The organism is Lentzea sp., assembly GCF_036380075.1.
Taxonomy (GTDB): Bacteria; Actinomycetota; Actinomycetes; order Mycobacteriales; family Pseudonocardiaceae; genus Lentzea.
The window spans coordinates 48,452-60,751 of sequence record NZ_DASVFL010000112.1 but is presented as its reverse complement, the minus strand read 5'-3'; the positions used below and the strand labels follow the sequence as shown (position 1 = coordinate 60,751).

The following is a 12,300-nucleotide window of genomic DNA, read 5'->3' as shown; positions in this document are numbered from 1 at the left end:
TGCCGGGTGCTAGACCAGGGGTCCATGTTCCCGTTGTTGCGGACGGCCGTCCGCGTCGAGCCCCTCCACGGGGAGGGGCTCACCAACGTCCTGCACCTCGTCACGCTCGCCGACGGGCGCAAAGCCGTGCTGCGCCAACCGAAGGTGGCCCGCGACCTGCCGAAGTTCGTGGTGCCCGGCGCACCGGAGGTCCTCGCCCACAACGGACGCGGCGACGTGCTGGTCGAGTACGTCGAGGGCAGGACGCTCGCGGACGCGCTGCCCGTGTCCGACGAGGTCTGGCGCTCGATCGGCCTGGCGTTCCGCAAGATCCACCGCGTCGGCCTGCTGCACAACGACGTGAACCTCCACAACGTCATCGTCGGCGACGGCAAGGCGACGCTGATCGACTGGGACAACCCCGGCCAGGGCAACCCGCTCGACGAGCTCGCCGCGTTCGAGGAACACCTCTACCTGCACGGAACCGTGCTGCCGCGAGCGTTCTGGACCGGGTACGGGCACCGGCCGGACCCGTTGCTGGTGCGGCTGCACCGGATCGCGGGCTGCGTCGGCTGGCTCGCGAGCGACGACTGGCGGGAGTGGGAGGACGACCGGGCGTTGCGGCCGGAGCAGCTGGCGAGGGTCCGGAACTGGCGGCGGCTGCTCGGCGAGTGGCTCGCCGGCCAGTTCCGGACCGAGTACTCAGCGGCTCAGGTCGCGGTACCTCAGCACCGACAGCGGCCAGAACACGGCCACGAACACCGCGGGCCACAGCACCGCCAGTAGCACCGAGTGCTGCGCGGCCCACGAGTCACCGCCGGCTCCGGGGTTGCCGAACAGCTCCCGTGCCGCCGCGACGGTCGACGACAGCGGGTTCCACTGCGCGACGACCCGCAGCCAGCCCGGCATCAGCTCCGGCGAGACGAACGTGTTCGCGAACATCGTCAGCGGGAACAGGAACATCCACGACGCCTGCGCCGCCTCGGGCTTCACCAGCAGGCCCAGGTAGATGCCGACCCACACCAGCGCGAACCGCAGCCACAGGAGCAACGCGAACGCCACCAGCGCGTCGAACAGCCCGTCGTGGAACGACCAGCCGATCAGCAGGCCGCACAGCGCGAGCACCAGCAGCTCCAGCGACGAGTTCACCAGGTCCGCGATGCTGCGCCCGGTCACCACGCCGGTCTGCGACATCGGCGACGCGCGGAACCGGTCCGTGACGCCCCGGTCGGCGTCCATCGACACCACGAGCATCGTGGTGCCGACGCCGAAGGCGATGGTCTGGCCGAACATGCCCGGCAGCAGGAACTCGACGTAGTCGCCGCCGCCGAAGACGGTCATCGCGCTGCCGAAGACGAGCCCGAAGATCAGCACCGAGACGACCGGGTAGGCGAGGTTCCCGACCACCCTGACCGGTTCGCGCACCCAGTGGACCAGGTCGCGCTTCGCCACGACCCACGAGTCGGCCACCGCGTACCTCATGCCCGCACCCCCGCCCGGTGCCCCGTGATGGCCAGGAAGACCTCGTCGAGGGTCGGCCGCCGCACCGCGATGTCCTCGGCCTCCACCCCCTTCGCGGCCAGCGCCGTCGTGACCCGCGTCAGCGCCGCCACCCGGTCCCGCACGGCCGCGCTCACCCGGAACCCGTCGGGGTCCACCTCGGCGCCGGGCCCGAGCAGGTCGCGCACCACCGGCAGCTCGCCGGCGTGGCGGACGACGACCTCGATCCGGTCGCCGCCGAGCCGGGACTTCAGCTCCTCCGGGGTGCCCTGCGCGGCCACCCGGCCGGTGTCGAGCACGACGACCTGGTCCGCGAGCTGGTCGGCCTCGTCGAGGTACTGCGTGGTGAGCAGCACCGTCGTGCCCTCGGCGACGACCCGCCTCACCTCGTGCCAGACCTCGCCGCGGTTGCGCGGGTCCAGGCCCGTGGTCGGCTCGTCGAGGAACAGCACCGACGGTCGCGTGATGAAGCTCGACGCCAGGTCCAGGCGCCGCCGCATGCCGCCCGAGTACTGCTTGACGCGCTTGTCCGCCGCGTCGGTCAGCCCGAACTGCTCCAGCAGCTCGCCGGCCCGCGCGGCCGCCTCGCTCTTCGGCAGGTGGTAGAGCCGGCCCCACATCACCAGGTTCTCCCGGCCGGTCAGCACGTCGTCGACCGTGGACTGCTGGCCGTTCAACGCGACCTGCCGCCGCACGGCCGGCGCCTCGCGCGCCACGTCGTGGCCCGCCACCTCGGCCCGGCCGCCGTCCAGGCGCAGCAGCGTGGCCAGGATCCGCACCGCCGTCGTCTTGCCGGCGCCGTTCGGGCCCAGCAGCCCGCACACCGTCCCGGCGGGCACCGCCAGGTCGAACCCGTCGAGCGCCCAGTGGTCCCCGAACCTCTTGCGCAGGCCTTCCGCCAGCACCGCGTGTCCCACGACTCCACCCCCAATAACTGTATACGAAGTAAACTGAGCGTACGTTGTACACGGTTCTAGGATTCACAGCAAGGGAAGTGGTGAAGGGGGCTGGGTGAAGAGCGACCGGGACCGCAGCGTGCGCCTGTTGTGGGAGCCGCCGGCCGAACCGACCAGGGGACCGAAGGCCGCGCTGAGCCAGGCGCGGATCGTCGAGGCGGCGGTGAAGGTCGCCGACGCCGACGGGGTCGACGCGCTCACCATGCGCCGGGTCGCCGAGACGCTCGGCAACACCGCGATGTCGCTCTACCGGCACGTGCCCGGCAAGTCCGAGCTGCTCGACCTGATGGTCGACGCGGTGTGGGGCGAGACCGAGCACACCCCGGAGGGGCCGTGGCGGGACGGCCTGGAGTTCTTCGCGCGGCAGATGTGGGCGATGTACCGCGCGCACCCGTGGATGCTGCAACTGACGTCGTCGCGCCGGATGCCGGGACCGCAGGCCATGACGCGTCAGGACGCCGCGTACGCCGTGGTGTCCGGGCTGGGGCTGGCGCCGGAGGAGATCGTCTCCGTCGTGACGACGGTCAGCCACTTCGTCGACGGCGTCGGCCGGACGATGGCGGACCGCGTGCGGGCCGAACGCGACACCGGCGTCTCGGACGAGGACTGGTGGACCGGCCGCGAGGAGCTGTGGGAGCACTTCACGCCGGAGCGGCTGCCGATGACGACGCACATCTGGAACTCGGGCGGGTTCCACCGGCCGCTCGACGAGTTCGAGTTCGGTCTCGCGCGCGTCCTGGACGGCCTCCAGGCGTTCCTCGAATCCGCCGAACGACCTCCAGTTCGTCGATCTACGTGTCTGTAGCCGTTCGCTGCGCCTTGAGTCGTCCGATCAGGTGAAAAGCACAGCTCAGGCCTGTCCGGAAGCGTGGCGAGACGGTCACGTAATGCCATTGTTATGCGATATCAGAATGAACTCGTTCGCGGGCTGAACCGACCACTCCTATCTGCCCGTTTTCCTTGTGACACCGTTTCGCCGCGGGGGCAAATCGGGACGACGAGGAGGTCGTATGACAGCTGGCGCGCACGACGCGGTCACCCTTGGCTGCTACGCGCTCGGCGTTCTGGACGCGCACGAGAGTTTTGGTGTGGAGCAGCACCTGATGGGCTGTCCGTCCTGCCGTGCGCAGGTCGCTGACTTCCGTCGGATCCGCACAGCGCTCGACGGGGTGCCGCGTGAGGCGTTCCTGCACGAGCTCGAGGACGACCTGCCCAAGCCGTCGGACCTGGTGCTGCAGCGCACGCTGCGGCAGATCAGGCAGGAGTCGGCGATCCCGCAGCCGCGGGTCGCCGATCCTCCGAGCCCCAGAGCCAGTCCGCGGCAGGTGGAGGAGCTCCCCGAGCCGCAGCACGCCAAGCCCCGGCGCTGGCCGGGCTATCTCGCCGCCGCGGCAGTCGCCGCGGTGGTCGCGTTCGGGGGCGCCGCGGTGCTCATGCAGAACAACGAGGCACCGGGCTCGAACATCGCCGCCGCTCGCACGGGCGAGGCCACGGCGGGTGGGATCAGGATGGTGGCGGAGATCGCGCCGTCGTCGCAGGACCGCTACCTGGTCACGGCGAACGTCGACGGGCTGCCCGCCGCGCAGAAGTGCAGGCTGGTGGTCGTCGGCAAGGACGGCACGAAGACCGAGGCGTTCGCCTGGACCACGACCGAGAAGCAACGGGTCGAGGGCTCCAAGGTGCGGGGCATGGTCAGCGTGTCGCCGGACCAGGTGAAGTCGATCTCGGTCGAGACCGCGGACGGCAAGCAGTTCGTGGTGGCGAACCTGTGAGAACGGAAAACGTCGAAGGGCCCGGATTCGGTCAGAATCCGGGCCCTTCGACGTTGCGGCTCACATTGATGTGATTTAGACGGCCTGCAAAGTCAGCCACGCTCCGACCACGATCACCATCGCGGCTGTGCCGACGGGTGCGTAATGGGAGAGAGCGCGGGTGGCACGGCCGTCCAGGATTTTCTCCACGCGTTCCCGTGCCTTCACGAGCAGCAGTCCGACGGCGGTGAGCGTGCCCGCCATGCCGATTCCGTAGCCGAGGACCAGCAGGACGCCGAACCACGTCCGGCCGAGCGCCATCGCGCCCAGCAGGACGACGAGAGCGGACGGCGACGGGACCAGTCCGTTGGCCGCGCCCATGCCGACCAGGCTCGCGCGGCTGTACCCGTGTCCGTGGCCGTGCCCATGACCGTGTCCGTGGCCATGACCGTGCCCATGTCCGTGGCCGGCTCCCGCGAGGGCGGGTTCGCGGGTCGTCGAGAGCGCGGACCGCAGCAGCATCACGCCGATCACCGCGATCAGCACGCCGCTCACCAGCCCCAGCCAGCGCAGCACCTGTTCGCCGGCCAGCGCGCTGGAGGCGCTGATGACCAGGCCCAGGACCAGCACACCGCCGGTGTGGGTCGCGGTGACCGAGGCGCCGACGATGAACGCGTCCCTCGGCGTGCCCTGCCGGCCGGCGAGGTAGGCGGCGATGAGGGTCTTGCCGTGGCCGGGCAACGCGGCGTGCGTCGCTCCGAGCAGCAGCGACAGCAGCACGGCCAGGAACCCCAGCCACGGCGTGAGGTCGTCGCTGCCCAGGATGTCGTTGAGGCGCGCCGCCGTGACGCTGAACGACTGGACGGGGGAGCCGGACGCCCGCTTCGGCTCGGACCCGCTGCCCGGTTGGGCGGTGAACGCGACCGAACGGACGTCCATCGGGTTGCTGAGCAGGTCCTCCGGGTAGGCGCGCAGCTCGTCGCTGACGCTCTCGGTCGGGACCTTCGAGTCCGTCAGCCTGACCCCGGTGCCGGCGGCGGTGATCTCGCGCCAGCCCACCCGGTCGGCGTTCGACTCGTCGTGGAACTCCAGCCTGGCCGGCCGCGTGAGGTCGACCTTGGCGGTGAACTCGCAGACCAGCCTGGTGGTGCTGAGCTCGGCCTGGCCGAGCGGGTGCTCCTTGGCGGAGCGGGAGAGCGTCCAGGAGATCCGCCGGCCGTCCACCGTCGAACGGTCCGTGCGGGCCACCTCGTCGCACCACTGCCCCGCGTCGCGGGTCTTCAGGTTCTCCTGCAGCGTCGGGATCTCCGCCACGTCGACCACGGACCGCAGGTCCACGCGGTCCGGGTGCAGGTGCAGCCCGTGGTAGTGGTTGACGCTGAAGTTGCCCAGCGGGTGGGCCGACGCCTCGCCGGTGATGAGGAAGAACCCGGCGACCAGCAGCGCGAGCACCAGGACCGGGCGCACCACCCAGCCCGGCAGGCTCACCGGCCGCCTCGGAGCTCCGCGAGCGTGCGGCCCGCCTTCAGCGCATGCAACGGGGAGAAGTTCGCGTTGAGCCGCAACGCCTGCACGAGCGCGTCCTGCGCCTCGCCGATCCGGCCGAGCGCCGCGAGGATCATGCCGCGGTGGTAGGAGAACGTGGCGTTCTGCCAGCCCAGCGCCATCGCGCGGTCCGAGTAGCCCAGCGCCTCGGCGTCGCGGCCGCTCATGTGCAGCGCCCACGCCATCGCGTCGGCCACGAACACGCTCTGCCGCTTGCTCCACTCCGTCTCGGCGTGCCGCAGCGCCTGCGCGCCGTCACCGCGGTCGGCGGCGAAGAGCGCGGCCGCCAGGTCGTCGAACGCGCCCTGCGACTCCATCAGCCGCTGCTGCTCGGTGAGCACCTCGTACTGCTTCGCGGCCTCGTCGGCCTTGCCGGCGGCCTCCAGCAGCTCCGCGTACTCCTGGAGGTACTGCGGCAGGGGAGCGCGGGCGGTGAGCCTGCGGTAGTCCTCCAGCGCGGCCGGGACGTCACCCCGTGCCGCCGCGACCTTGGCCATGCCCTGAGTGAGAGTCATGTCGTCTCCTCTCGCCGCCAGTCCCTGCTCGTAGTGCTGCGCGGCTTCGTCGAGCCGGTTGTGGTCGAACGCGAGTTCGCCCAGCCGGTAGCGGCAGAACGCGATCTCCTCGGGCGTCGTGGCCGCGGTCAGCGCACGCGTCATCGCGGTGCGGGCGCCGTCGACGTCGCCGTGGAGCTCGAGGTGGAAGGAAGCACGGGCGAAGGACGCCGTGTTCGGCTTGAGGTCCAGCATCCTCTGCACGGCGCTCTCGGCGCCCTCGTCGTCGCCCAGCTGCGTCAACGCGTCCGCCAGCACGCCGTAGGCCTCCGCGGACGACGGCAGCGCGGCCACCGCCTTCAGGCCCCAGTCGCGGGCGGCGGAGAAGTCGTGGCGGGCGTTGGCCAGCGTGCCCATGCCCAGGGCCGCCAGGCCCGTGTCGCCCGCGTTCTTCAACGCGCCCTCGGCCTTGGCGTAGTACGCCGGGTCCGCCGTGACGCGCGCCAGCTCCACATAGGACGCGCCGAGGCGTGCCCAGGACGGCTTGTCCTCGGGCAGGGTGTGCAGCCGTTGCTGGAGCTGGTGCACCACCCGGTGCATCTGGTTCTGCTGCGCCACGGCCGGAACAGGGGGCTCGCCCCCGGCCCTGCTGTCGGCAGGACCGGAGGCGGCTAGGTAGGCAAGCGCCGCGGTGACCAGGAGACCCACCGCGACTGCCTGCCGTTGTTGGTACCTCACTTCGAGTGCGACCCGTACTTGCGGATCGAGGCCTGGCGCTTGCGCCACAGGAAGAAACCGGCGCCGAACACCGCCGCGGAACCCACCGCGGTCGTCATCGCCATCGGGTCCAGGTTGCCGATCTTGCCGACCGGGTTGACCGCGACCTCGGCCGTCGTGCCCGAGGTGTTCACGGCCGTGCCGTTGCGGGGCAGGCCCACGTACGGGAAGTTCGCCTCGAACGGCTGATCGTTCGCGTCGACCTTGTCACCGGTGGCGAGCGCCTCGACGATCTGTCCGGACGCCGCGGCACCCTCCATCGCCTGCACGGCGATGTCCACCACGTCGTCGGCCAGGCGCCGGCCGTTCGGGAAGCCCTGCGTGTCACCCGCGAGCAGGCCCAGGCGGTTCGGGTTGGCGTTCGGGTCGATCATCAGGTTCAGCCGCAGCATCTCGGCCGGGCGGAACTTGTTCTTGTCCGCGTCGGCGTTGTTGACCTGCGAGTTCAGGTCGGCGTTGATCTGCGCGCCCAGCTTCGTCGTGATGCCGGTCAGGAAGATCTCGGCCAGGTCGTCGCGCTGGCCCTTCGGCGCCGGGATCTTGTAGATCTGCTCGACCAGCTTCGGCAGCTCCGGGTTCACGACCCGGTCCACGAGCTCCTTCACGCCGGCGTCCTGGTCGGGGCGCAGGCCGTTGAACGCGTCCTTCAGGCCCGCGGGCGCCACGACCTCGTTGACCAGCGGGTTGCCCAGGCGCGAGACCTGCACGAAGTCGCCGACCGCCTCCGCCTTGCCCGGCGAGAGCTTCATCGTGCGCCGCGACGTCGTGCTCCAGACGCCGATGTTCGGGTTGCGGTGCACGTCGTTCTTCAACGCCAGCGCGTGCTTGGGCAGCTGGACCGCGATCGTGTTGACGTTGTAGCCGCGCAGCGTGTCCTGGCCGACCTCGCTCAGGTTGCCGCCGTAGAGCAGGTCGAACACCCGCAGGTCGGCGAAGAACGAGTCCTCGGACGGGCCCACGTACACCTTGCCGCCACCGGGGATCTGCACCGTGGCCTGGTCGCGCAGCTTCTTGAAGTCCGGCATCGACGCCGGGCCGTTCGGCGACGGCGCGACCTGGGCGTTGTTCACGAGCTTGACCTTCTGGCCGTTCTCGTAGATCGCTTCCAGGTCGTAGCGCTGGCGGAACAGCAGGTTCTCGTCGTCCAGCGAGTCCACGACGCCGTTGGTGTAGAGGAACGTGTTGTTCTTGCGCTTGTCGTCGTTGTGGAACATGAACCGCAGCGTGACGTCGGGCTTCGCGTCACCGTCGTTGTCGACGTTGAAGTCGTACTGCGCGTCCTCGGCCCACGGGAAGAAGTTCGGGCCGCCGTTGGGCTCCTGGAACCCGGACCAGTTGCCGATCAGCGTCACCGTGTCCTTGTGGTCCGGGCTGACGAACGCGTACAGGTCCGTGTTGTCCACGGCGGGGTCGCCCGCGATCAGCGGCGCCTCGCGGTGCGACGACGCGGTGGCGTTGGTGCCACCGAACAGCGCGGCGTTGAGCATGGTCGCGCCCACCAGCGCGGCCGCGGCCACCTGGCCGCGCCGGCCGCTCAGGACGTGCGGTGATGACATCTCTGGTCTGCCTTTCAAGGGGGTCACGCGCTGTGCATGAGGAGCGACGGTTCGCTGGAATGGCTCGAATGGCTTGCGTGGTCTGTCGTCCACCTCGCTTGGGTGAAGTCGCGGATTCCTTCGACGAGCCGGTCGACGTCCTGCTCGGGGCGCACGACCAGGCGCGCGAAGCGGCTGCTCATGCCGAGCTTGTTGCCGCACTCGCGGATGAAGACCTGGTGCCGCGACAGCAGGTGGTCGCGCAGCTCGCGGCCGTCGATGCCGTTGCCGAGCTTGACCAGCAGGAAGTTCGCCTGCGACGAGTACACGGTGAGATCGGGGACGCGCGAGAGCTCCACGCCCATCCGGTAGCGGTCGCGGGAGAGCAGCCGCAGGCTCTCCGCGTACTCGGCCTCGTGCTCGGCCAGCATGAACACGACCGTCTCGGCCAGGGAGTTGAGGTTCCACTTCGGCAGCGTCTGGCGCATCTTCCCGGCCAGGCCGGGGTTGGCGACCAGGTAGCCGAAGCGGATGCCGTGCAGGCCGAAGTTCTTGCCGAGGCTCTTCAGCACGACCACGTTGGGCCGGATGGACGCCTCCGCCGCCACCGACGGCATCCGCTCGACCTCCACGAAGTCGATGAACGACTCGTCGATCACGATCAGGTCGAGGTCCGCCAGCTCGTCCATGAACCGGACGATCTCCCGGCGCGGCAGGTAGCCGCCGTCGGGGTTGTTCGGGTTGCAGATGACGGCGACCCTGCTGCCGCGCGCCCGGATGAACTTGATGTACTCGTCGACGTCCAGCTCGAAGTTGTTGCTCTCCTGGAGCAGGAACATGTCGACGCGCTTGTTGCTCTCCATCGGCTGGTCGGTCCAGCGGCCGAAGGTCGGGATGGGGATCGCGACGCTCTCGTGGATCCACATGTGGTCCATCCACGTGATCAGCTCGGTGCTGCCGTTCGACATCGCGATGGTGGCCGGGTTCAGCCCGAGGACCGTGCTGAGCTGCTGCGCGATCTTGGCGGAGTCGCTCGGGTAGAACTTCAGCACCGCCTCGAGGTTCTTCGAGAGCTCCTCGAACATCTCGGGGGTCGGGAAGTACGGGTTGCACGGGATGCAGAAGTCGACGAGTTCCCCGGCGCCGGTCCTCGACAGCTCGAAATAGGACGGGCTGTGTGCGGTCTGCTGGAAAAGACCCGAGTCCACACCATGGCGCACGCGATCACTCCGTCCCTCGGTCCGTTTCCGACACCGGGGCATACGTGCCGATGTTCACCGCGGTTCACGGGTCAGTGTCGGGAAGGTCTCGACCGGGTCACGGGCGCAACCTCGCCCGCCGCCGCTGCTCGGAGGGGTCGTCGGAGCAGTGTTCCGTCCACTTAGGACTTCCGAAACGACCTGGTCGGTGGTCCGGTTGGCCCCGCACGTGCTCGGGTACCCGCCCCGGAGCGCGACCGGGCGCGTGACATTCACCAAACGGGCCCACCACCCGTGTCGTTTGGGACGGATCCGGCCGTCTTCGCAGCTCAGCGACGTGCGGAACGGGGTGCCGAACGGCCAGGGAGGGCGGCGCACCGCCCGGACCGGCGCGGATTCGGCTCCCGTGACGGGCGTCCTGCGAAAAATTGTCGGTCCAGGCGGATACCCTGCTGGCAGTCCGCACACGATCCAGGGAGCAGTACCCGTGACCGCAGAGACCCTGTACGGGGCCGACGACCTCACGCACCTCGAAGGTCTGGAGGCCGTCCGCAAGCGGCCCGGCATGTACATCGGGTCCACCGACAGCCGCGGCATCAACCACCTCTTCAGCGAGATCGTCGACAACTCGACCGACGAGGGCGTGGCGGGCCACGCCTCCAAGATCGTCGTCACGCTGCACGCCGACGGCAGCGTCCAGGTCGACGACGACGGCCGCGGCATCCCCACCGACGTCCACGCGAAGTCCGGTCTGTCCGGTGTGGAACTGGTCCTCACCAAGCTGCACGCCGGCGGCAAGTTCGGCGGCTCCGGCTACAAGACCTCCGGCGGCCTGCACGGCGTCGGCGCCTCCGCCGTCAACGCCCTCTCCCACCGCTTCGACGTCACGGTCCGCCGCGGCGGCAAGGTCCACGAGATGTCGTTCGCCCACGGCGTTCCCGGTGTCTTCGACGGCCCCGGTCCCAAGGCCAAGTTCACCCGCCAGAACGGGCTGAACGTCGTCGGCAAGATGAAGCGCAGCGAGTCGACCGGCACCTCGATCCGCTACTGGTACGACGCCCGCTACTTCGAGAACAACGCCGACCTCGACGTCGACGTGGTGCGCATGAAGCTGCGCAACACGGCGTTCCTCGTCCCCGGCGTCACCTACGTGCTGCGCTCGGCCCTGGAAGACGCGATCTCCGAGGAGGTCTTCCACTACCCCAACGGCCTCACCGACATGGTCGAGTTCCTGGCCCCGTCCGGCGACCGCGCCGTCTCCGGCACCCTGGTGATCACCGGCACCGGCACCTACTTCGAGAACGCCGCCGACGAGAACGGCGTGATGCGGTCCAAAGTGGAGCGCCAGGCCGAGGTCGAGGTGGCCCTGCGCTGGGGCACCGGCTACGAGCGCACCGTCGAGTGCTTCACCAACACCATCCGCAACATGCACGGCGGCACCCACCGCCGCGGCTTCGACCGCGCCGTCCTGAAGTCCGTGCAGGACGCCATCTCCAAGACCCGCGGCCTGCTCAAGCCGAAGGAGGAGATGCCGACCCTGGACGACGTGCTGGAGGGCATGACCGCCGTCATCCACGTCCGCATCCCCGAACCGCAGTTCACCTCGCAGACCAAGGACGAGCTGTCCACCGCCGGCATCACCAAGGTGCTCCAGGGCATCGTCGACGCGCAGGTCCGCGCGTGGACCGAGGACCGCAAGACCAAGGTCGAGGCCAAGACCGTGCTGCAGAAGGTCGTCGACGCCTCCCGCGTCCGGCTGACCCAGAAGCAGCAGAAGGACGCGGCGCGCCGCAAGACCGCGCTGGAGGGCGCGGCGATGCCGGCCAAGCTGGTCGACTGCCGCACCACAGGTGTTTCGCGTAGCGAACTATTTCTCGTGGAAGGCGACAGCGCTCTCGGCTCGGCCAGAATGGCGCGCGTCTCCGAGTACCAGGCGCTGCTCCCGTTGCGCGGCAAGATCCTCAACGTCCAGAAGGCCTCCCTGGCCGACACCCTGCGCAACGCCGAGATCGCCTCCATCGTCCAGGTCCTCGGCGCCGGCACCGGCCGCACGTTCGACCTCCCGCAGATGCGGTACGGCCGCGTGATCCTGATGGCCGACGCGGACGTCGACGGCAGCCACATCCGGACGTTGCTGATCACGTTGTTCGCCAAGTACATGCGGCCCGTGATCGAGGACGGCCGCCTCTACGCGGCCATGCCGCCGTTGCACAAGGTCATGACGCGCGGGCGCAACGCGGAGACGCACTTCACGTTCACCCAGCGGCAGATGGAGCAGACGGTCGCGCGGCTGGAGAAGGCGGGCAAGTCGGTCGTCACGCCGGTGCCGCGGTTCAAGGGTCTGGGCGAGATGGACGCGGACGAGCTGTGGGAGACCACGATGAACCCGTCCACGCGGTCGGTCCGGCGCATCACCATGGACGACGCCGAGGCCGCAGAGGAGGCCCTCGAACTGCTGATGGGCGAGAAGGTCGAGCCGCGCCGCAACTGGCTCGTCGAGTCCGCCGCACGGGTCGACCAGTCGGCCATCGACCTCTAAGCCCTAGAGACAGACCGGAGTTACG

At 69.7% G+C, this 12,300-nt stretch carries 10 protein-coding genes; 4 read left to right on the top strand and 6 right to left on the bottom strand.

Going from position 1 to position 12,300, the window contains the following annotated elements:
* Positions 1-24 precede the first annotated feature (24 nt).
* Positions 25-765: a lipopolysaccharide kinase InaA family protein gene (locus VF330_RS14525; RefSeq protein WP_330852105.1), complete on the top strand. Its 741-nt coding sequence runs from the start codon at positions 25-27 to the stop codon at positions 763-765.
* Here VF330_RS14525 and VF330_RS14520 read toward each other — a convergent pair.
* On the bottom strand, positions 682-1,461 hold the full coding sequence (locus VF330_RS14520) for an ABC transporter permease (RefSeq protein WP_330852104.1): 780 nt from the start codon (positions 1,459-1,461) through the stop codon (positions 682-684). The genes VF330_RS14525 and VF330_RS14520 overlap by 84 nt on opposite strands.
* On the bottom strand, positions 1,458-2,396 hold the full coding sequence (locus VF330_RS14515; RefSeq protein ID WP_330852103.1) for an ATP-binding cassette domain-containing protein: 939 nt from the start codon (positions 2,394-2,396) through the stop codon (positions 1,458-1,460). Before VF330_RS14515 ends, VF330_RS14520 begins: the two co-directional genes overlap by 4 nt.
* A 94-nt stretch (positions 2,397-2,490) precedes the next feature.
* Here VF330_RS14515 and VF330_RS14510 point away from each other — a divergent pair, with 94 nt between their 5' ends.
* Together VF330_RS14510 and VF330_RS14505 are read left to right on the top strand one after the other, a co-directional pair.
* A complete protein-coding gene (locus VF330_RS14510) occupies positions 2,491-3,240 on the top strand; it encodes a TetR/AcrR family transcriptional regulator (protein WP_330852102.1) in 750 nt (249 codons plus the stop codon).
* A 205-nt stretch (positions 3,241-3,445) separates the two neighbouring features.
* Positions 3,446-4,207 carry a zf-HC2 domain-containing protein gene (locus VF330_RS14505; protein WP_330852101.1) on the top strand — a complete coding sequence of 254 codons (762 nt, stop codon included), beginning with the start codon at positions 3,446-3,448 and terminating at the stop codon, positions 4,205-4,207.
* 75 nt (positions 4,208-4,282) lie between these two features.
* Here the strand turns inward: VF330_RS14505 and VF330_RS14500 are convergent, their stop codons facing one another.
* Genes VF330_RS14500 through VF330_RS14485 form a run of 4 tightly spaced genes read right to left on the bottom strand, consistent with a single transcriptional unit; the run spans position 4,283 to position 9,757 of the window.
* Complete coding sequence (locus VF330_RS14500; RefSeq protein ID WP_330852100.1) at positions 4,283-5,674, bottom strand: nickel/cobalt transporter; 1,392 nt, start codon at positions 5,672-5,674, stop codon at positions 4,283-4,285.
* A complete protein-coding gene (locus VF330_RS14495; RefSeq protein WP_330852099.1) occupies positions 5,671-6,933 on the bottom strand; it encodes a tetratricopeptide repeat protein in 1,263 nt (420 codons plus the stop codon). The genes VF330_RS14500 and VF330_RS14495 overlap by 4 nt, the downstream gene beginning before the upstream one ends.
* A gap of 26 nt (positions 6,934-6,959) precedes the next feature.
* Complete coding sequence (locus VF330_RS14490; RefSeq protein WP_330852098.1) at positions 6,960-8,558, bottom strand: DUF4331 domain-containing protein; 1,599 nt, start codon at positions 8,556-8,558, stop codon at positions 6,960-6,962.
* A gap of 23 nt (positions 8,559-8,581) precedes the next feature.
* Positions 8,582-9,757: a histidinol-phosphate transaminase gene (locus VF330_RS14485; RefSeq protein WP_330852097.1), complete on the bottom strand. Its 1,176-nt coding sequence runs from the start codon at positions 9,755-9,757 to the stop codon at positions 8,582-8,584.
* 466 nt (positions 9,758-10,223) lie between these two features.
* Between VF330_RS14485 and VF330_RS14480 the strand changes: the two genes are divergently transcribed.
* Complete coding sequence (locus VF330_RS14480) at positions 10,224-12,275, top strand: DNA topoisomerase IV subunit B (RefSeq protein WP_330852096.1); 2,052 nt, start codon at positions 10,224-10,226, stop codon at positions 12,273-12,275.
* Positions 12,276-12,300: the final 25 nt, after the last annotated feature.

What these genes read in the sequence shown, in the direction of transcription:
- VF330_RS14525 (WP_330852105.1), top strand. Translation starts at nt 25, where the DNA reads ATGTTCCCGTTGTTGCGGACGGCCGTCCGCGTCGAGCCCCTCCACGGG.
- VF330_RS14520 (WP_330852104.1), bottom strand. Translation starts at nt 1,461, where the DNA reads ATGAGGTACGCGGTGGCCGACTCGTGGGTCGTGGCGAAGCGCGACCTG.
- VF330_RS14505 (WP_330852101.1), top strand. Translation starts at nt 3,446, where the DNA reads ATGACAGCTGGCGCGCACGACGCGGTCACCCTTGGCTGCTACGCGCTC.
- VF330_RS14490 (WP_330852098.1), bottom strand. Translation starts at nt 8,558, where the DNA reads ATGTCATCACCGCACGTCCTGAGCGGCCGGCGCGGCCAGGTGGCCGCG.